The 21,001-nt window shown below is 35.9% G+C and carries 23 protein-coding genes; 19 read left to right on the forward strand and 4 right to left on the reverse strand.

What is annotated here, in order from left to right; genetic code table 11:
• Nucleotides 1-119: 119 nt before the first annotated feature.
• The 3 genes from ACQ4KW_RS10910 to ACQ4KW_RS10920 are packed head-to-tail and all read left to right on the forward strand — an operon-like array spanning nt 120 to nt 2,543.
• A complete protein-coding gene (locus tag ACQ4KW_RS10910; RefSeq protein ID WP_430882503.1) occupies nt 120-503 on the forward strand; it encodes a hypothetical protein in 384 nt (127 codons plus the stop codon).
• A gap of 32 nt (nt 504-535) precedes the next feature.
• Nucleotides 536-1,177, forward strand: coding sequence for an HD domain-containing protein (locus ACQ4KW_RS10915; protein ID WP_430882504.1), 642 nt, complete (start codon nt 536-538; stop codon nt 1,175-1,177).
• 1 nt (nt 1,178) lies between these two features.
• Nucleotides 1,179-2,543 carry a hypothetical protein gene (locus ACQ4KW_RS10920; protein ID WP_430882505.1) on the forward strand — a complete coding sequence of 455 codons (1,365 nt, stop codon included), beginning with the start codon at nt 1,179-1,181 and terminating at the stop codon, nt 2,541-2,543.
• 79 nt (nt 2,544-2,622) lie between these two features.
• On the opposite strand, the gene ACQ4KW_RS10925 is transcribed toward ACQ4KW_RS10920, so the two are convergent.
• Nucleotides 2,623-3,153 (reverse strand): hypothetical protein, encoded by a 531-nt coding sequence (locus ACQ4KW_RS10925; RefSeq protein ID WP_430882506.1) that lies wholly within the window; start codon nt 3,151-3,153, stop codon nt 2,623-2,625.
• A 179-nt stretch (nt 3,154-3,332) separates the two neighbouring features.
• On the opposite strand from ACQ4KW_RS10925, the gene ACQ4KW_RS10930 reads away from it, so the two are divergent.
• The 9 genes from ACQ4KW_RS10930 (at nt 3,333) to ACQ4KW_RS10970 (ending at nt 11,448) form a co-directional block, all read left to right on the forward strand.
• Complete coding sequence (locus ACQ4KW_RS10930) at nt 3,333-4,544, forward strand: hypothetical protein (protein WP_430882507.1); 1,212 nt, start codon at nt 3,333-3,335, stop codon at nt 4,542-4,544.
• 68 nt (nt 4,545-4,612) lie between these two features.
• Nucleotides 4,613-5,425 carry an endonuclease/exonuclease/phosphatase family protein gene (locus ACQ4KW_RS10935; protein WP_430882508.1) on the forward strand — a complete coding sequence of 271 codons (813 nt, stop codon included), beginning with the start codon at nt 4,613-4,615 and terminating at the stop codon, nt 5,423-5,425.
• The gene (locus tag ACQ4KW_RS10940; RefSeq protein WP_430882509.1) at nt 5,426-5,920 is read left to right on the forward strand and encodes a GNAT family N-acetyltransferase; all 495 of its coding nucleotides are present in this window, start codon (nt 5,426-5,428) and stop codon (nt 5,918-5,920) included.
• A gap of 13 nt (nt 5,921-5,933) precedes the next feature.
• The gene (locus ACQ4KW_RS10945) at nt 5,934-6,551 is read left to right on the forward strand and encodes a class I SAM-dependent methyltransferase (protein WP_430882510.1); all 618 of its coding nucleotides are present in this window, start codon (nt 5,934-5,936) and stop codon (nt 6,549-6,551) included.
• 108 nt (nt 6,552-6,659) lie between these two features.
• Entirely contained in the window at nt 6,660-8,123 is a 1,464-nt protein-coding gene (locus tag ACQ4KW_RS10950) for an HD domain-containing phosphohydrolase (protein WP_430882511.1), read from the forward strand.
• 187 nt (nt 8,124-8,310) lie between these two features.
• Nucleotides 8,311-8,754 carry a hypothetical protein gene (locus tag ACQ4KW_RS10955; RefSeq protein WP_430882512.1) on the forward strand — a complete coding sequence of 148 codons (444 nt, stop codon included), beginning with the start codon at nt 8,311-8,313 and terminating at the stop codon, nt 8,752-8,754.
• A 72-nt stretch (nt 8,755-8,826) separates the two neighbouring features.
• Nucleotides 8,827-9,609 (forward strand): DUF6597 domain-containing transcriptional factor, encoded by a 783-nt coding sequence (locus ACQ4KW_RS10960; protein WP_430882513.1) that lies wholly within the window; start codon nt 8,827-8,829, stop codon nt 9,607-9,609.
• A 136-nt stretch (nt 9,610-9,745) separates the two neighbouring features.
• Nucleotides 9,746-10,498, forward strand: coding sequence for an EFR1 family ferrodoxin (locus tag ACQ4KW_RS10965; RefSeq protein WP_430882514.1), 753 nt, complete (start codon nt 9,746-9,748; stop codon nt 10,496-10,498).
• Between the two features lie 113 nt (nt 10,499-10,611).
• The gene (locus ACQ4KW_RS10970) at nt 10,612-11,448 is read left to right on the forward strand and encodes a bacteriohemerythrin (protein WP_430882515.1); all 837 of its coding nucleotides are present in this window, start codon (nt 10,612-10,614) and stop codon (nt 11,446-11,448) included.
• An 83-nt stretch (nt 11,449-11,531) separates the two neighbouring features.
• Here the strand turns inward: ACQ4KW_RS10970 and ACQ4KW_RS10975 are convergent, their stop codons facing one another.
• From ACQ4KW_RS10975 to ACQ4KW_RS10985, 3 genes are all read right to left on the reverse strand, one after another.
• Complete coding sequence (locus ACQ4KW_RS10975) at nt 11,532-13,298, reverse strand: ABC-F family ATP-binding cassette domain-containing protein (protein ID WP_430882516.1); 1,767 nt, start codon at nt 13,296-13,298, stop codon at nt 11,532-11,534.
• 190 nt (nt 13,299-13,488) lie between these two features.
• Nucleotides 13,489-14,718: a M48 family metallopeptidase gene (locus ACQ4KW_RS10980; protein ID WP_430882517.1), complete on the reverse strand. Its 1,230-nt coding sequence runs from the start codon at nt 14,716-14,718 to the stop codon at nt 13,489-13,491.
• A 114-nt stretch (nt 14,719-14,832) separates the two neighbouring features.
• A complete protein-coding gene (locus ACQ4KW_RS10985) occupies nt 14,833-15,810 on the reverse strand; it encodes a tRNA-dihydrouridine synthase family protein (RefSeq protein WP_430882518.1) in 978 nt (325 codons plus the stop codon).
• 312 nt (nt 15,811-16,122) lie between these two features.
• Here ACQ4KW_RS10985 and ACQ4KW_RS10990 point away from each other — a divergent pair, with 312 nt between their 5' ends.
• The 7 genes from ACQ4KW_RS10990 (at nt 16,123) to ACQ4KW_RS11020 (ending at nt 20,658) form a co-directional block, all read left to right on the forward strand.
• A complete protein-coding gene (locus ACQ4KW_RS10990; protein WP_430882519.1) occupies nt 16,123-16,977 on the forward strand; it encodes a penicillin-binding transpeptidase domain-containing protein in 855 nt (284 codons plus the stop codon).
• 340 nt (nt 16,978-17,317) lie between these two features.
• On the forward strand, nt 17,318-17,953 hold the full coding sequence (locus tag ACQ4KW_RS10995; RefSeq protein WP_430882520.1) for an FMN-dependent NADH-azoreductase: 636 nt from the start codon (nt 17,318-17,320) through the stop codon (nt 17,951-17,953).
• A gap of 210 nt (nt 17,954-18,163) precedes the next feature.
• Complete coding sequence (locus ACQ4KW_RS11000) at nt 18,164-18,325, forward strand: hypothetical protein (RefSeq protein ID WP_430882521.1); 162 nt, start codon at nt 18,164-18,166, stop codon at nt 18,323-18,325.
• A gap of 317 nt (nt 18,326-18,642) precedes the next feature.
• Nucleotides 18,643-19,206 (forward strand): hypothetical protein, encoded by a 564-nt coding sequence (locus ACQ4KW_RS11005; protein WP_430882522.1) that lies wholly within the window; start codon nt 18,643-18,645, stop codon nt 19,204-19,206.
• 15 nt (nt 19,207-19,221) lie between these two features.
• Nucleotides 19,222-19,317 (forward strand): DUF1848 family protein, encoded by a 96-nt coding sequence (locus ACQ4KW_RS11010; RefSeq protein WP_430882523.1) that lies wholly within the window; start codon nt 19,222-19,224, stop codon nt 19,315-19,317.
• A gap of 2 nt (nt 19,318-19,319) precedes the next feature.
• Complete coding sequence (locus ACQ4KW_RS11015; protein ID WP_430886568.1) at nt 19,320-19,505, forward strand: hypothetical protein; 186 nt, start codon at nt 19,320-19,322, stop codon at nt 19,503-19,505.
• Between the two features lie 91 nt (nt 19,506-19,596).
• Nucleotides 19,597-20,658, forward strand: a complete 1,062-nt coding sequence (locus tag ACQ4KW_RS11020) for a GGDEF domain-containing protein (RefSeq protein WP_430882524.1) — start codon at nt 19,597-19,599, stop codon at nt 20,656-20,658.
• Nucleotides 20,659-21,001 lie beyond the last annotated feature (343 nt).

The raw sequence follows: 21,001 nt of genomic DNA on the forward strand, positions 1-21,001 counted from the left end.
ACAGATAAGTAACATATTACCCCTCAAGTCCTTCGATGAAATCTTCCGATGTTATGATGAATGTAGAGTATAAACATAATTGAACGTCTAATAGAATTGATGAATGGTGAGGTGACAAATTGGGTTACAATAATGATCCAAGCAGGCAATTCAGAGAAAGCACACGTATGCTGGGTGAGACTTATAGTCAGTCGACTCAAAGGGCAAGACAGGGCAGTAAAGTAAAAACGTATCCTATTCCACGTGTGGTCATCGGACTTATGGGCCTCATTTTTATTAAGGTGGGTCTAATATTAATGGATAGCGAATTTCATTTATCTGTTAAGTTTTTAGCGTTCGCATTGTTCGGCAGTGGTATAGTAATAGCCCTTCATTTAACAGCTGTTTTTATGGGCTTTATTATAACTTTGTCACATCAAAGACTAAATCGATATAGTCCCAAACATAAAAGAGAAAAGAAGAAGAGACGAAATGATGATGATGACCCTTATTCTCACATTTAAAGACCTCCTAAACAGTGAAAGGACTCCAAGGAATGATTGATTCATATAAAGTTAATTTAAACAGCCAAGACTTGAAAAAGCAAGTTAAAATCTATTTTGAAACATTCAATAAAGATGAGACTTATCAACACACACTTGATGTTGTGAATGAGCTTGATAAAATACATAAGTTTCATGACATTGACTATGACAGGGCCTATAAGGCCTGCCTTTTACATGATATTGGACGTGTGGTAAAAAAAGAAGACCTTATAGCGTTCTGCGAAGAACAGGGACATGAATTTCTAGAAGGTGAAAGAGACCTGCCTAACATTTTACATCAAATCGCTTCGAGAATACTTGCAGAAAAAGTCTTTTATATTACGGATCCTGATATATTGTCTGCGGTTCAATGCCATACAACTTTAAAAAATCATCCAAGCTATTTGGAAGAAGTTGTTTTCCTTGCTGATAAACTCAGTTGGAAGGAAAAAGTGCATGAGGAAAGTGTGATGGCCCTGAAATCTTTAATGGAAAATTCCATTGAAGCGGCAATTTATCACTACCTTGCTGCTATGCACAGTGATCAACATAATATGATATGTTATCACAACTGGTCTCGTGACGCCTATAATTACTATAATAAACGGCAGAACCAGAACCATGTGAGTCATTTCAAAAAAAAGGATGATTAGAATGTATAAAATGACTGCCTGTTTAATAAGCCTTGTTGTTGTCCTAACTGCATGCACGCCACTTTCAGTACCAAGACAAGAACTCATAGAGTCTAAAGGAAATGAAATGCAGTCAAATGATCGTCTTGATATAAAGAATGAAAGGTTGAAGAAATCACTTGCAGACAACCAAGAGAATGAGCGCTCAAGAAGTGAAAAATGGTCTGAGGATTTAGACTTTTATTCTTGCAATTTGAAGAGTTTGCATGATGATCTATATAAAAACATCTCTGAAACCAGTTTTGATGCCGAGGTGGACTTATTAAAAAATAGGGCTCACAGATTAAGCGATGCGCAAATTGCTATTGAGCTTAAACAAATCACGGCTAGAATTGGAGATTCTCATACTCAATTAGAGATTATTCCATTTCTTTGCGATGACTTTATACCTCTTAAGTTTGCTCACATTGATAATGAAATTTATTGTGTCAATACAAGTGACATATATAGCGATCTCCTTTTCAAGAAAATCACACGCATTAATGGGGTTGAGTCTATGACCCTTTTTAATGGTTTTATGCCCCTTGTCGAATCTGAAAATGAAATAGGCAAGGCATACTCAGCACTTGCTTATTTAAGACTGCCGGACTTATATGTTGCAATGGGGCATTCGACTTCTTCTGACAGTCTGGTGGTCGAATATGAAGAAAGTGGCCAGAGGGTAACTCGTCGTGTTGAGTCCCTAGACTTTGATGCCCTTAAAACCACTGATTATATGATAGATTCTCCTATTAACAACAAGCTAAGCTTTTTAGACATCTTTAATGATACATATTACTGGTATGACTACGATAAATTGAATAAAATCCTATTCATTCACTATAACAGATGCATGGATATGCCTGATTATAGTTTTCAGGCATTTTCTCAAGATGTCTGGACATTTGTAGACACTCATACAGTGGATAAGCTTGTCCTAGACCTAAGATACAATACGGGTGGATTTCCTTTTCTACTAGATGATTTTAGAGTGGATCTGCTAAAACATAAGGCCTATAATTCACCAGAGAAACTTTATGTTCTTACGGGAAATGCCACATTTTCAGCTGGCGTATTAAGTGCTGCTACCATGAAGCGTCTTACAAATGCTTTGATTATTGGTGAGCCCACATCTGGATCTCCAAATACCTTCGGTCGTGGTCAGGACATAGAATTGCCAAACTCAGGGATATCGCTTAGAATTTCTAGCAACTATCAAGAATACTACCCGAATTATGACTATAAGACCCTGATGCCTGACGTTTTGATTTCTAGAACCTTAAATGATTATAAGAAGGGACTTGATCCTGTTTTAGAATATATATTGAGTCAAGAATATAAAAACTAAAAAATCCGCTTAACGATGCATTATACAATCATTAAGCGGATATATTCTATTAGTGATATTGTTATGTTCGTCATTGATTCTATTCGTTTATGTAATCACTGATTTTTTTATGTTCTGAAATGTCATTGTGTTTAGAATTGTATATTCTGATGACTTCACGAACAACGTCATCAGACAAATCATCGAGGTAGGGCTCAATATAGTCCCAATTTCCCGTTCTTTGAATAAGCTTAATGGCATTGTTTTCTAGTTCACTTGTGGTCAAATCAAGGGCCATATTTTGACTGCCTTCGTTGGTTTGAGAAAAGTCTTGCATACTTAGAATAACAGTGTCAACATCTTGATTCCACTCAACGTCGAAATTGAAATAAGTCATGATCTCTTCAAGTGGCATATAAAGGACTGCTTCACTTCCATCAGGACTTACAGCTTCTATTAGCTTATGATTAAGGGGCACTTCATTTTGATTGTAGTATACTTTTGAGTCATTAAAATAAACACATTTAACTTTTTCTAGCGCTGGATCCTCAGATGCGATCGTGACTGTACCAACACATAATAGACCCAGTGTTAGTCCTAAAACAAGACTTTTCAAGTCGATTTTAAACATAAGATCACCTCATTCATATATACCATTTTTATACAGCTATCGTCTTGATCCTATCATAATTTATGAAATATTGAAAGAATCGATACTTGATTTGCAGTTTTATTGACACAAACTGTATTTTATCTAAGATAGTTAGCATGTATTATTTTTTTAAAAGTCAAATATAGGGAGGCAATTTTATGAAGAAATTTGAAAAGGCGATACCAATTCTATTTCTAGGTATTTTGATATTTGGCATTGTTCAATCATCACAAAACAATTTTATTGTAGTAAATCAGTTGGTTCAGAAGAGTATGGGCCAGATCATATTGGTTTTTGCAATGCTTTTACCTATAACTATGGGGGTTGGAATTAATTTTAGTATTATTGTTGGCGCCATGGCCGGACAACTGGGGGCCATTCTAAGTTTAAACATGGGGCTAGACGGGGGTATATCAGTTTTTGTAGGTTTACTTATAGCAACATGTATAGCACTGATTATTGGTTTTCCTGTGGCCTACTGTATGAAAAGGGCAGAAAAAAATGCGGTTCTTCTATCCTTGTTTATAGCCTATTTTACAAATGGACTTTACCAAGTTTTAACACTCAATATGTTTGGAACCATTATCAGAGTTCATAGGGAAGACCTCCTATTGCAAAGTGGCAGTGGACTTCGCAACACAATTGCGCTGGAGGGTTTTAAGTATCTCGCACAAATCAATATTCTCATTGTTTTAGCTCTGTTTTTTTTCTGTTCTTTAATGATCAAACTATATAAATCTAAAGACAAAATTCATAATTACAACACAGAGTCAGGTATGGCATTTCGCTCACGACAACTCAGACCCTTCATAAAAGAAATTATCTACCTTTTATTAACCCTTTTTCTTTTATGGGGCCCCTTACCACAAGATCTTACTATGTTTCGACGTATCCAAGTCTCTATAGTGCCTGTTATTTTATCACTCATAGTCTATATCATTGTTAGATTTGTTCAAAGCCGGTTTAAGGGGATAGAAGACAAGAGAGATCAAACATCATATATGAGATATAAAACCATTATTGTCATTATGACCTCGATTGTACTGGCTTCTTGGGGACAGCTTATGAACATTCAGAGTGCAGGAAGTTTCACCACTTATGGCTCTCATTTGGGTGTGGCCAATATGGCATTACTCGCCTTAATTATAGGTGGCGCTAAACTTGATACAGCGCAATCAAAACACGTTCTCATAGGATGTTTTCTACTACAAGGTTTTACTCTGGTTTGGCCGGAAATTTCCGCGGCTCTCTTAGGCGACTTTCTGTCGATCGAACCTCTTCGCACACTTATAATAAATGGTCTCATCATCTATGCCCTTGTGGTTGACAAGGGGAGAAAGGGACAAAATACCAAGACTGATATCAGCTAAAATCCATTACGAACATGTATTTTAAGAAGTATTGAACATATTTGCTTTTAAGTATTAGGGAGGTTTTGATGAAATTATGTACATATAATATATGGAATCATGACAAGAATTTTGACAAGCGTATAGAAAAGCTTATTGAAGAAATTAATAATGAGGACATTGATATTCTAGCTATGCAGGAAGTTCGCTCACAAAATATTGTTAAGCGCCTTGTCAATGCATGTGATTTTTCTCATTTCTACTGGAAAAAGTATCATGACTGTCAAGAGGGTCTTGCTATACTGTCAAAGTATGAGATTGTGGACACATGGACAAACTGGGATGCCTCCACAGACGTTCATAATAGTGGATCCATGATTGTAAGCATAAAATACAATGATATGATTTTAGGTGTATGTAATGTCCATTTAGACCATAAAAATGCCTTGAACAGGGAAATTGAAATCGTAAAAGCGGTTCAAGCCACTGAAAACTTTCAAACAGACTACAATTTTATTTTAGGGGACTTCAATTGTACGCCTAAAGCTTCAGTATATGCATATTTGACTGGTCAGTGGTCGATGTTAAATCACGGTACTAAATGGATTGATTTAGGTCAGTCCTATGCATCATTAAAGGGACAACCCCCTGGCGTAACCATTGATTACTATAACAATCCAAGGTGGGACAAGAAAGTTGTTCTCGATATACCAGCAAGATTTGATTGGATATTCATAGAAAGTCCTTATCCCAAACCTCATCCTGAACTAAAAAGTTATAAAGTTATAGGAAAGCAAGGGGCAGAAAATATAACACCTAGTGACCATTATGGTGTCACCCGTGTCCTAGATTTTGAACCGGTCATATCTGAAAATAGATCCCTTTACAAAGGACGTGAATAAATGATTTATGGCGATAAAGTAAATTTGTATCCTTTAGATCCTGTGGAACTTTCCTTGATTTTAAAGAAGTCTTATGAGTCATTTGATTTTAATATGGTAGATTTTGAAGTCACTCGTGATCAGGCTAAGGCCATTGAAAAGAAAATCTTAAAAATCAATAAGCTTCCAGATAGTGACATCAACTATTTAACTTATTATTTGATCATCGAGAAATTTTCGAATAAAGGAATCGGACTGATAGGATTTAAGGGACTTGATGAAGAAAAAACAGCGGAGATTGGTTATGGCATTACAAGGCAATATGAAGGTCAAGGGCTTACAAGTGCAGCCTTAAAAACTTTATTGAAGTGGGTAAAAACACAGGGGCAATGTCAACGGGTGACCGCCACTAGAGTTTTAAAGAGTAACTATGGTTCACAGAAGGTACTTGAAAAAAATGGCTTTAAGAAAAGCAAGGAAGACGCGTATGAATTAACTTATATGAGAGTTTTGTAATGGGGAGGCTACCATGAACAAGGGCGAGCGTTATGATCAAATGACTTTTCATCCAGACAATGATCCTCTAAAATGTTTTGAGAATTATTCTCTAAACATGGAGTTTATCCAGGCAAAACTCCTGTCATACAAACCAGAGCGGATTCTTGATCTAGGATGTGGCACTGGTAATTTGACGGGACATCTAAGCAAAAGGGTTGAGGTTATAGGTCTTGATCAATCTCCTGAAATGCTTCAGCAGCTTAAAAAGAAGTATCCTGAGATGACTTGTATACAAGCGGATGGTATAAAGTGGTTGGAAGCTTTTAAATTTAAAGAGAATGATATACTGGCAAGTTCATTTGTTCTGCATGGCATTAAGCAAAAGGAGAAGCTGTACAAACTTTTTTTAAATGCATTGCAAGAGGGTGCAAGAATCATTCTTATGGATTATTGTTTTGAAAGCCAAGCTCTGAAAGACAATTTTGTACAAACATTAATTGAGGAACATAGGATGGACCTGTTTGCATTCATAAATAGCAAACACTATCTCTACATAAATAAATTCAAGGAGTGGTGTGACCATCATAATATTAAAATCGAAATTCATAAACATACGCACTGGATATACTCTATGGATCTTTCTTTGTAATCTGACAGATTGAATACTTTTGTTTTCAGAATAAGGTAATATGGGTAAAACAAGTATACAAATCATTGATTCCTAAAAGCTATTGAGAGTATATACTGAGGTGTTCTTATGAATAAAAATGTAATAACACAATTTGAAAGTTCTGAGATCAAGAAAATTGTAGAACCAATCTTACAAAATATGGACTTAGCGGAACTTACTATTAAGAATTACGAAGAGTTCTTTCATGCGCTTATTCATGTGAAGCCAAAACTTTTTCTTGTAGAAATAGACACAGAATACAATCCTTATTTAAAAATCATAAAAATTATGAAGAAATCAATCGTTACAAAAGATGTTCCTATTATGGTGATCACTTCATCAACCGATAGAAAACTACTTGATTTAATCAGTTCTCTTGATATAGAGTCCCTTGTCTATCCACCGCTTCATGAAAGCATAATTAAACTTTATGTTACCAACACAATGAACACAATGACTTGTAAAGAGAGCGCACAAGTCCATCAAGACCTGCAAACTGTCCAATCTGTCATGATTTCAAGTCTAGCTTCCTTAGCTGAGTATAGAGATCCAGAAACAGGTGAGCACATAAAACGGACACAAAATTATGTCAAGGCTCTGGCCACAACTTTAAGGCGAAAGGGATTCTTTGCTGAAGAACTCACAATAGAGAATATTGAAGCCATGTACATGTCGGTGCCCCTCCATGATATTGGTAAGGTGGGAATTCGTGATGAAATACTCTTAAAACCCGGACGACTGACAGATGACGAGTTTGAGATTATGAAAACCCATGCCTTGTTAGGCTACGAGGCTATTATGAAAGTTGGCAATAAACTTAAAAACAACACGTTTCTAGAATATGCTGCAGATGTGGCTTATACCCACCATGAAAAATATGACGGATCAGGATACCCTCGCGGTCTGAAAGGGGATGACATCCCACTTATAGGGCGCCTCATGGCCGTTGCAGATGTGTATGATGCACTGACCAGTAAACGGGTTTACAAAGAAGCCATGAGCCATGATGAAGCCATGACTATCATCAAAAATGGTATCGGCAAACATTTTGATCCCACGATTGTTGAATGTGCACTTTCATTAGAGTCAACCTTTCAAAATATCTCTCACACGTATAAGGATAAAACCTCTGAAGATTCGACATTCACTCAACTTGTTGATCTGTATGAAACTGGACTGCTCAAAAAAATACTTGTGGTCGAAGACAGTCGTATTGTTCGTGAGATAACAAGAAATCAGTTGCAAGCATTGGGTTTTGAGGTCGATGAAGCCTTCAATGGCATAGAAGGCTACAAAGCCGTCGAGAAAAATGACTATGATATGGTTCTTTTAGATATTGAAATGCCAAAGATGAATGGCTATGAAATGGCTTCAAAAATACGATTAGGAAATAAACGACCTATAATGATTGCAATGACAGCCGCCGATTACAATATTACGGTCGAGGAACTACAGGATTATGGTATATCGGGACTCATACTTAAACCTCTTGATTTTAACAGACTGGCCACACTATTTCTGGAAGCCAAGAGATCCGAACAAGAGGGATAAATAAGAGCTATAAGCTGTAAGCATTCCAAAATAACATGTAATGCAGAAAATCGTTTAAGTCTTGTATCAAGTGTGCATGACATAAGCGGTTTCTTTGTAATTATGTTAAAATATAACATATCAGACCATCATCCCATAGATCATACGATCTATAGGTGGACTTAACAACTAGACAGGAGAGATGATCATGCTATTTCAATCAATAGAGGAAGTTGAAGATATTCTAAAGAGGTGGCAAAGCATTCTTAAGCTATCAGATTGGGACATATCTATATATGAAGTACAAAAGCCGTGGAGAAAAACAGGAGATATTAAAATTGATTCTGATGACAGGCAAGCCATTCTAATGCTGAATAATTATGACCCAAAATCTGATGATTTAGAAGCCTTGATTGTTCATGAGCTTATGCATTTAAAATTGTGGGGGCTTGACCAAACCATTGAACAGCTTATAGATATTGTTTTTGGTAATAATGAAGATGATCCCAAAAGAGAGTATGCAATGACGAAATTTATGGAAGTATTAGAGCCGACAGTGGAAGACCTAACCAAAAGTCTTCTAACACTTAGTGGTAAAAATATTCGTTCTCCTAAAAGAATTCAGCACTTAGTTGATGAAGAAATTTCCTAGAAGAATTCGGAATTTATATATACTCATAATGATGAGCGTGTGAAAATGGAAAAGCAAAAAGGTAGGCTAAAAATGATAGTACAACATAATGTCAATCAATCCATTAACCACTTGCTTGATCTTATCTGGTATGTTCATGAAACAGATTTACCCCTAGAACGGCAAGAGGATATTATAGTGCCCTCAGGGCATATACATATTGTCTATAACTTCATGGATCCTTATTTTCTAAAGACACCAAAGGGGCTTCTTCAAGTTCCTGATATTGTTCTTGTAGGTCAATTTAAGAAAGCCATGCATATTCAATATGGTAAAGACGTCAAGCAACTTGGACTGGCATTTTCACCCACTGCGTTCAGAAAGCTATTCGGTGAAGTGAGTGGTCTATATATGGAAACTATGGTGGATTGTCATCTAATGAGTGGTATGAAAGGTCTTCATGATGTCATCCTCAAAATTGTTGATGAGTCCCACAGCCCAGATGAAATCATTGAGTCCACTGAGAAATACTTTACATCTTTGTCGATTGAAGACACAAATGAGAAAGTATACGATGACATGATTGTCTATATAGAGTCCCGAAAAGGACTAATTGATGTCTCACAAATGGCGTATCATTTCGGTTATTCAATGAGTGCACTGGAACGAAATTTCAAAAAAGTACTTGGACTCACACCTAAGGCTTATGCCAATATAGTTCGTTTTCGATATGCAGTGCTCGAAGAGGATCCAACATGTCTTTTTTACGACCAGTCCCACTACATAAAAAACTGCAAAAAGTATACAGGTAAAATTCCAGCTGATTTAAGTCAATCAGAAGAAATATCCTTACTCAATATGCTCAACATGAAATGATATGGATAATTTACATTATATTTTAAGCCGTTCATGTTGATGATTTTTTACAATACACATCTTATAAACTCTAGTAAACTACAATCAATAAATCAAGTTGTCAAAGTAGAGAAAGAAGCTAGAGTGGAGGCATCTTATGAAAATAGCGGTATTTTATTACTTTACAGGATCAGGCAATACACTGAAGGCTATGGATGCTGTAAAAAAAGTTTTTGAATACAATAACATAGCGGTTAGAGCCCTAAAAATAGAAGAAAGTGGTGGACTTGAAACCATTGAGGAGGATATTCTTGGACTTTTCTTTCCGGTGGCCATACAGTCAACTTTTCCCCTTGTATGGGACTTTATTTATGAGCTTCCCAATGTACAAAGCAAAAAGGTGTTTATGCTGGACACCATGGAGCAGTTTTCTGGTGGCATTGTTGGGCCAGTAAAAAAGGTTCTCAAAGAAAAGGGTTATGAATGCATTGGGGCTATGGAACTCAAGATGGGGAGCAGCATGCAGGTGAAAACCACTGACTTGGAGGCCATCGAAAAGAAGAATCATGACGCATTAGAATTGGCACGACAATATGCTGAAAACCTGATTTTGGGTAAGACCCATTGGCCACGGGTTCCAATTTTATCAGACCTCATGCGTGGTATATCAAAGGACCGAAAAATTTGGACCACAACCAGCAAGAATCTGGAAATTCAACATGCCAACTGTATTCGATGTGGACTCTGTATAAAGAAATGTCCTGTAAATGCCCTTTCATTGCCAAGTAATAAAGTGGTCCTAGATCACAATGTATGCAATGTCTGTATGCGTTGTACACACATCTGTCCTAAAGATGCCTTTTTGTATAAAACAAAAAATGTTGTTCATTTTAATAAGACGATACAATAAAGAGGCTTATAAGGTCTTATGATTCATATATCGTAGTGTCCCCCTAGACAAGAATATTGACTTACTGTAAAGTATAAGAGCATCTAAGGACAATCATAGAATAGGGGTAAATTATGAAAAAAATCGTCGTTATTGAGACAACTGATTTTTTAAGAATACAGATTGAAAAATTGTTAGTGAATTTTGGCTATGACAATGCTGAGGTTTTAAGTGGGCTTTTAAGAAATAGTGTTATGCCAACTTTTTTAGGCGCAGACCTTATAATAATGGACCTGGATAACTTTAGCCTAGATATTGTTGACTTGATACAAAAGATTAGAGCCGAGCATGCGCTTTTTCAAATTCCAATTATTCTCTTGAGCGGACAATCAGATATAAAAACGCTAAAAAGAGCTATACAAGCTGGTTGTAATGACTTTATCATAAAACCAATGAACAATGACATACTCATGCAGAAAATCCACAAGGCCCTTAAACGGACTTCTGAGACAGCCCTGCAAGAAAGTATTCTTTCAAAAGCATCGAGAGTGGAAGCAAAAAATATTGCAAAACTTACATGGAGTAAATCCTTTCAAATTGGCATTGAAGAAATCGATCAAGACCATAAGGCGATTATTGATAACTATCAAAAGCTTTATGATCAAATGAAACTGGGGCAGGGCCATGACTACTATAGGGAAGTGGTCCACTTTATGTCAAAATACATTAACGAACACTTTCAACGCGAGGAAGCATTTCATAAAAGAATTGATTATGATAAACGACTGGAACATAAGGCGCTTCATGACGATTTCAAAAGACAGATCGATTTATTTATCGAGGATGTGAAAGATGATGCCGCAGATAATGAAGACTTGATTCGACTCAACTTATTTCTTAGAAACTGGATTATGCACCACATACTTATTGAAGATCTCAAAGTAGGCGAAAGTTATTTAAAAAGACAATAAACATTTGTGTGATAAAAAAAGGCCCATTTGAGCATTTGTTTGCTTAAATGGGCCTTAATGATTTTTTATTCAAAGACCAAAGTCTATTCTTGAAGAGCCTTAATAATTGTTTCTAGCTTTTCTGACCACTTACGAGCCAATTCAAAGTCCATATCTTGAAGGGCATGAGCCACTTTGATCTCGTATTCTTTTTTACGGTCTTCAATCTCTAAATAGTTCTTGTTGAAATGGTTTTTATAAATCATTTTTCTAAACTTTCGCATACTGACTTTTCGTATGGTTTTATCATCAATGTATAGAACATAATCCATACAATTTACAATAGAATAGAAATCGTGTGAAATCATGACAACTGCGCCTTTGAATTTTTCTATGGCTTCTTCTAAGGCAATCTGAGAATGAGTATCCAAATGACTTGTCGGTTCATCCAGTAAGAGTAAGTCATAAGGTTTTGCCCCCACTTTTGCCAGCTGCAATATGTTTTTTTCTCCGCCAGATAGGGAAGAAATCTTTTGGTCTAGGTTATCCAGTTCAAATCCATATCGTCTTAGATACATTCGTATTTCGCGATATGAATCAAAGCCTGCCTCAACGAACTCTTCAGTTACTGTATTATCTTCACAAAGTGTTTCGCCTTGATTTTGTGACAAGTAGCCCATTTTAACAGAGTCTTTGACAATGATCTCCTCATGCATATTTTTGTATATATGTCTAAGAAGGGTTGTTTTACCTGTTCCATTTGGACCAATTAAAGCTATTTTTTCACCTGGATTCACATCAAAATTAACGTCTTTTAAAAGCACATCATCAAATGCTAAGGCGTAGTCTTTAACAGACAAGATAGGTTCATTGACCGCATGATCTTCATCATCAGATACCGATTCGGGTGAAAGAAACTCAATTTTAGGTTTTTTAATTTCAACGAATGGAGCCTGTGTGCGTCTGGCTTCAAGGCGTTCTTGAAACTTGACTCTGGCCTTAAGAGACTTTCCGCGAGCCGCTTCAGCATTGTGCGTTGCAATAAATCGGAGCTTATCTATGAGTATTCCATTACGCTCAATTTCCTCATCATCAGCAATAGATTGTTCTTGTAAGTCAATTTTGCTTTGAAGAAGGGAAAGATTATAATCCACATAAATGCCTTCAAAGGTCTGAAGGTCTCCATTTTCAAGATGCATTATCTTATTAAAGCAGTGGTTGAGAAGGTATCTATTGTGCGTAATAATCAAGAGCATACCCTTGTAGGCATTCATAAGCTTTTTCAAACCATTTAGATTTTCGAAATCAAGGAAAACATCTGGTTCGTCCATAATCAATAGTTCAGGTCGTCCAAGCATGTTCTTAATGATTTGAATAAGTTTAAACTCACCACCACTTAGGTCTGTGACCTTTAAGTCTCTAATATGAGTTAAATTAGCTAGATAGAGGTTCTTTTCTATAATGGATTCATAGTTGTCCCCACCAATTGCTTCCAGGGCGTCCAAAGCATTCTGGTAGTCTTCCATTAGACTTTCTAGATCTTCTGATGAGGCCATTTCCTCGCATATTCTTGTGATTTTAGATTCCAAAGCTTTAAAATCTTCTGAAATATAATCCATCACTGTCATGTCCGATTTTTCTTCGAGTTGAGAAAACTGCTTAACATAACCAATTCGGCAGGCCGAATCAATTTCTACCTTACCGTCATATAGATAGTCGTCCGGGTTTAAAAGTATATTTATGAGCGTGCTTTTGCCAGTGCCACTTGTTCCAATGAAAGCACAGTGATCACCTTGCTCTATGCTAAATGAAACTTCATTATACAAATCCTTCTGGGGAAAAGAATAACTTAATTTTGTAACGTTAATCATAGTTCGACCTTCCATTCTTCAAATAGTGTATTAGAATGATAATTATTTACCCTTGTATAATCACAGAAAATCCGCCCTGCATCTATACATAGACGCCTGTAAGCAGATTTTCATAAAACTCTATGTCTTTTTACTTTTATATATGCATACTTAAAGTAGCATATCATTTTTTTCAGTTCATTTCAATGCTTTAAACGGACTCCGAACCCAATATGGCCTTTATACGTTCTGAAATTGGTGGATGGGAGTAAGTCATTTTCACCACAAGGGGGTGAGGGGTCAAATTTGAATAGTTTTCTCTTGCTAGGACCTTGAGGGCGCTCACCATATCAGTCGCATCTGTGGTCTTTGCAGCAAATGCATCCGCTCGGTACTCAGCCTTCCTAGAAAAATAAGACATGGGTATATTTAAAAGAATTCCAATAGGCTCCATTAAGATATTGAACAGTATTATTGAAAAACCATAGTGAGCACTTGTAAATCCAAATGCTGTCGCAAATTGATCAGAACTCAAGAAAAAGGACAGAACATATAAAAAGCAAGCTGACTGAACAATCATAACAGCAAAGTTTCTTATTATATCCTTGTTTTTAAAATGGCCTATTTCATGAGCCAATATGCTTATGATTTCATTATTTGAACATTTTTCTACCAGTGTGTCATATAAAATGATTTGTTTAAAATTACCGAAACCTGAAAAATAGGCATTGAGTTTGGTAGACCGTTTTGAAGCATCCATAATGCTTATTTTCTCAATTTCATATCCCGTGGAACGTGCAAGTTCTTTTGTTTTATCATAAAGCGGCCCTTGAGTTAAGGGGGTGAGCTTATTAAATATCTTTACAAAAACACGCGTATAAAGGATGTTTATTGCAAGACTCACCATCACAATAAGCCCCCATGAATATATTATAGACTGATTGCCTAGGCGACTATACAAATGTAAAACAATATAAAGTATTGAGCCTCCTAAAACAGCAGACATCAAGGCCGTTTTTACTTGATCCAATACAAAGGTCTTGAGAGAAGAGGTGTTAAATCCGTACCTCTGTTCAATGCTGAAGGTTCTATAAACTTGAAATCCAATGGAAACAATATACTCGATCATGCCGTATAGGGCTAGAAAAAGTAATGATTGAAATATTGTATTTTGAGTTAAACGTGAAGTGTATTCAGCAATAAGGGGAAAGACACCCATAATGAGAAATACAATTATAATTGTTCGACCTGTGATCTTTTGAATCATACTGACCTTAGTGATTTCCATCGAGTATTGCAACCACTTTTTATAGTCATTCTCATTGTAGACATCATCAACATTTTTGGGGACAGGGGCATGCCTATTCCTGTAGTTTAATATGGTTAAGGCAATATCAACTGCAAAAGCAATTAGAATGATACTTATTGTGAAAGCAAACATACAAAGCTCCTTTGCTTGGCGATTCCGATTTAAAGGATGAGATCTGAGGGATGTGTTCATCCTCTCAAAGGACACAACCATTTATGAAATAACTATCAAAAGTTCATTATAACATTATTTGAAACCCTTTTTAACGGATTCTCGGAACTTAACATTTGAGTTTGTGATCATCCTATCTGTTATTGTGTCGTACGCATAACGTGTTTGAACCCGCCTTAGGTCATTGATATAGATTTGATCCGGGTCAATTAAATCCGCTGTGTATGTCCAAAAGCTTTTTAGCTTGTCAACCAATGCTTTCTCAGTGGAAGGTCTACTTGAAAAATGGGCAACCACAGAATCGTGGAAGTTAATAAATTTTTCAAGAAGCTGTGCTTCTGTGAGTTGACTGTCATTAATAATTAGGGGCAATAGAGGGTTACGCATTGCCCCTCGTCCCAGCATAAAGTCGTTTATTGTGGGATAGCGGTCTCGAACATAGGTCAAATCCTCAGGTGTGTAAATATCACCATTGTATGTTACCACATGCTTTGACAAACCAAATAGAAGATCAAAAGCATCCAGGTCAACACGACCTTCATATTTTTGTAAACCGGTGCGCCCATGAATGGTTAAACCAGCTAGAGGATATTTATTTAATACCTTCATGACTTCTATACCCTCGTCTAAATCTTCATAGCCAAGTCGCATTTTTACAGTGACTTTAAAATTGGCACCGCTAAATACCTTATCAAGAAACTTATCGACCATTTCTGGATACTGCATGATGCCTGACCCACGTAATTTTTTTGTGACCACTGGGAAGGGGCATCCAATATTCCAATTCACCTTGTCATATCCAAGTTCAACTAATTTATTTCCATAATTAAGAAAGTGGTCACCATTATTGCTTAAAAGCTGAGGGATAACCACAACATCATCATTATTCATTTCCTTATGAACATCTTTGAACAGCAAAGAACTCGATTGTCTGTCATCAGTTGTTACAATAAATGGGGCATGATATTCATCAAAGCCGCCTATATATTTCTTGTGTAAGTTTCTATAATAAGCTAAAGTGACACCGTGAATCGGTGCTAGTACTAATCTCATATACAATCTCCTATACCCTTAACAATCTCTTAGGTTCAGGCGCTTGTAAAAATGTAATTCTACGCTCTCCTTATACTAAATAAAGAAATTTTGATTCTTAAATGTCTATATATGGTATAAGGAGGGTGTTTGAATGATATTTTGCAAGGCGCTCAGGTTATTATTCTAGCATATTCCCACCAGCAGTTGAAGAATTTAGTAAGATGGGGTAATATGGGGGAGTGTCAATAAAATATTTTGAACATACAACATGTTTTATTGTTCGAAAAGTGAATTATATAAATAGGAAAATCACAAGTGGGAGAGACACCAATGAAGCGCTTAATACTATATATTACAACGGCATCCCTTATCATCTTTTCTGGGCATAAATTAAAGTCTGACTATGAGCAGACAGTTCTTATCCCTGATGTTGATAAACTCAAAACAAATCAATCCCTGATGATTCAAATACCAGATAAGTATCTTTCTGTTGAAAAAACGCTTTTCTTGCCAGTTACCATGATCGTGTTTGACCCTTCTAATGATGAAATAGATGGCTATTTCCTAGACAACTTGAAAACACGCTATTCCCCATGTTCTACCTTTAAAATTCCCCACGCCTTATTTGCCTTAGATAGTGGCGTCGTAACTCAAGAAGATTCTTTTCAAAAGTGGAATGGAACGGACTATAGAGTGGAGGCGTGGAATAAGGACCAAACACTTGCAAGTGCCATAAAAAACTCAGTGGTATGGTATTTTGTGAATACCGCTGAAAAAATTGGACCAAAAACTATGCAAGCATACCTTGATAAAATTGACTACGGGAACAAAGATATGTCAGATAACGGGGCATTTTGGTTGAACGCATCACTTGAAGTATCTGTTCTTGAACAACTTGATCTCTTAATAAAATTATATAACAATCAACTGCCTTTCTCCGCTGCAGACCAAGAATACGTTAAATCCCTTCTTCTACAAGAGAAGAAGGGCAATAGAAGCCTTTATGGTAAAACTGGAGGCGGGGACCACAATGGCTGGTTCATAGGGTACGTGGAAACACGCCTTGAAAACAATGAAAAAGAAGTTGTTTATTTTGTCACGCATATGGGTGTCCATCCGTTTTCAAGCGGACAAGCTTCAAGGGATATATCAATTGCAACACTGGAGTATAGTGGACTGTATTAGGCTGACCACATCTGACAAAATTCAGACAGGAAGACATGTCAATATATAGCCCGCTTTCAAAATCTAATAAAACAATGATTTACAGACAAAACATTATCTTATAATAATTATAGGGCGTAACCTGAAAGCCAATAATATAAGCACTTTGACCGAATCATGCATTTAAATAGTGTTTTTTTGAAAAAGACGGTTGATTATATTACTAATTAGTGATATATTGTTGTTACAGGAAAAAGAAAAGAGAACATTCAAATATTTTTTTAGTTGTTTATCATTAATTAGTGATATATTGAATCGATATATCTAAAACCATTTGGATAATATGCAAAGGAGTTCAATTATGAAGAAAGTTTTATTTATTACAGCCAATCCAAAATCAGAAAATCAATCGTTTAGCTTACAAGCGGGTAGACATTTTGTTGAAAAATATAAAGCCAATAATCCCACACATGAAGTTGTAGAAATTGATTTGTATAAGAAAGATATTCCTTTTATTGATGAGGATGTTTTTAAAGCTTGGGATAAGCTGGGACGTGGTCAGGATTTCAGCAGTCTTTCGGTAGATGAACGCGAAAAAGTAGAAGCGATTAACAGTTTCACTGATCAATTTATAAATGCAGATAAGTATGTTTTTGCAACACCAATGTGGAATTTCTCAATGCCACCAAAAATGAAGCTATACATCGATACCCTCATGATTGCAGGCCGTACATTTGCATATACAGAAAATGGACCGAAAGGCTTGCTTGATGGCAAAAAAGCTTTACATGTCCATGCCAGTGGTGGTGTCTACAGTCAAGGGCCTGCACAAGCTATGGACTTTGGCAACAAATACTTACAGTCTGTTCTATCCTTCATGGGTGTCACTGATTTCGAGGCCGTTCTACTTGAAGGCACAAATGTTCCAGACATCCCAGATGAAGAAATCAAAGAAAGTGCTTTGGAAGCCTTAGGCAGTCTAGCCAATAAGTTTTAGCAGTCTTTCTTATCAAAACCTATTATGGTATAATTAGACAGAAGTCAAAAGTTCCAATCAGTAAACTTATTTTCTTTGGAGGCCATTTATGTTTGCAATTTTCATTTAGACTCTCATACCCATATTTATGCAAGACAAATGTAGCATTAAATAGATAGTATCTGGCGATTCATTTAGAAAAGCCGATTGATTTGGTTGCAGGAGGTCATAATGGCTCGAAAAAAGAAAGAGCATGTCTTATTTGATAGAATGGAACGTGTTCGTGTTCGAATGGATTTTAAATCATTGAATCAAAAAGAACAGGGACACTCAGGTTCAAAAAGTAAAAAGGAAAACACCAGAAAAATGCCAAGGGCTTCTATTAAAATTTAATAGTCCATAGTGTAAGATAGAATATTAAAATGTTTAAAAACCCGCTCATAATGTCCATTGAACATTATGAGCGGGTTTTATGTGCATTGCTCTTGTATTGTGGTGTGTTTTAGTGGTATTTTGGGTATTTACTAAATGATAGACTCTGAAGCCATCAATATTCATAATTATAGTAGAGCGACTTGCCAAATATGATTCGAGAACCCTTTCCATACCGTATATAGAATGTTTGATTCTTAAAAATCTATATTCAGTTAGGAGAGAGCCTTGATTTGTAATTTCGCAAGCAACTGAGTTTAGAAGCGTGTGGAGGTCTTATGTTAAAATCAAACCGAATGTTATCTGGTGTTTTACACTTCATACCTGCCATACAAATTTTAATAGTCATTTTACATGTGGCATTAAACATAGATAAAAGTTATCTCGTTTTGACATACCTACTGATCGTTGTCTCAATGGCCTTAGGCATTTTGAATATGCTCCACTTTATGTCAGACCATAAGTTAAGACAAATAGAGACTTTTTTATCAGATCAAAGTCACGAAGATGTTATGATAAAGAAAATTAGAAAAGCCCCTGTCAGCAACGAAGAAAAAATGTATCAGACCTTTATCAATATGTATTTTTCATGCTTTAAAAATCAGCCCACTCAGCAGCTTCTCATCTCACTGAACTGGGGCACTTCTTTATTTGTAATACTATATCTTGTTTATCCACTTGTGAGTCTTTCTAATAATGGGACTGCCACCTCTTTAGTGTTTTTTGGACTTTTTATTTTGGGGATTTTCAGCTTAATCACATACATTTATGCTGTCCTACTCAAAAGTAGAGTGGAAACTCAAATTATTGAGTCCCATGTTTATAAGAAGCATCTTGATTAGAAGGAGATCTAATATATGATTATCAGTGCAAGTCGGCGTACAGATATTCCAGCCTATCATAGCGAGTGGTTCTTAAATAGACTCAAACTTGTGGCTGCATCACCAGTATAGATATAGGCGCATATAACACATGTCATAATGGATGTGTTTATTGCTATGCCAATCTAAACCATGTGCCCAATCCTGATGATCAAAGCCAACCAATACTTGGAAACCCTTTGACAGGTTCTGAAAAAATTATTGAAAAAGAACCATACAATACCTTTTCTAAACAAATTTCTCTTATAAATTTACCGTAATATCTCATATATTTACATCGTTTAACTACTTTTTTCTTCTTTTCAGTGGTATAATGTGACTAAAGTCTTATGCTGAAAGGATTAAAGTACTATGTCTATGCTAAATAAGTACATTGATTGGTACATCAAATTGTATATTGAAGAAACTTATTTTACAAAACGCAAGGCTAAATATATGGCTCATTTGATGCACTACCTTATATTTGCAGTTTTGTTTATTATATCTTTTGAAATGATTCTTGTAGACTTCACGCCTTATGTGGCATATTCTGGTTTTATTGCCATTGTATTTTTCACTTTTATCCTAATGCTTTTAAGAAATAGACATCTTACCTTGTCCATAAATTTCATGATTTTTGCAGGTATAATACGCCTATTCATGATCTATTTCTATCCCACACCATATCAGTTTTATGTCATGTCACTTGTTAATATACTCATCTTAGCTGTTATTCATACTGAGAAATACCAGTTCAATGCAATGGCCTACAGTGTCTTTCTCATGATGGTCTTTCGCATACCCATAACATGGAATTTGATAGAAAAATCAGGTCTTCACTGGCGGGCTCTGACGCAGTCAATATACGCCTGTGTTTTTCTGGCTATATTTATTCTCATGTGTAATTTTTTGGTTCGAATTATAAATGAAGAAATCAGCAAAACTGTTTTACTGCAAAAGTCAGCCTACACAGATCATTTAACTGGTCTTAAAAATAGACGTTATTTTTGGGAGATAATCGACGGTTCAGATATGCTCAAGTCTTCATACTCCATCATACTTTTCGATATAGACCATTTTAAGCAAATCAACGACACATTTGGTCATGATATAGGGGATGAAGTTTTAAAGCACCTTTCAGCCATCGCTGACAAAACCCTTGGTGACAAGGGACAAATTTTTCGCTGGGGTGGGGAAGAGTTCCTTATATTTTTACCTCGAATGCGAAAGGAAAACGTTGACAAGCTCTGTGAAGCCATCAGAAAAAACGTACAAACTGATATTCAAGCACAAGGTATTCGCATCACTGTCAGTATTGGTGTTTCTGAAAACGGTGACCAGCTCAGCATTAATCAGGTTATTGCTAATGCTGATCAAGCCATGTACGCTGCAAAGTGCTCTGGACGCAATCAAATATGTTATATGACCGTATAAATTCATTGTATATAATTTATAAATATTGCAAACCAGTAAATAGAACCATATATTATACAGTTAAGATTTTGAAAAAATACGAGTGTAAAAGCTCGTATTTTTGTGTGTCTTATTAAGTGTCTGAAAACAACTTATTCACCGCTTAAAAATCACATTTTTTCGACCTTGTCAAATATATACAGAGTCTTATATATGTCAATATAGATTGAGTGAAATTCATAAAAATATTTAAGTTGCTTTTTCTTCAGAATCCATTTATATTTTTCTTAAAGAAGGGACTTGTAAAGATAATACAATTTACAAGAACCACTGCAGATAAGGCTTTTGACTATGCGTCAGGTCT

The sequence above is a fragment of the Tianxiuia mixotrophica genome, assembly GCF_050596425.1.
Taxonomy (GTDB): Bacteria; Bacillota; Clostridia; order Peptostreptococcales; family Acidaminobacteraceae.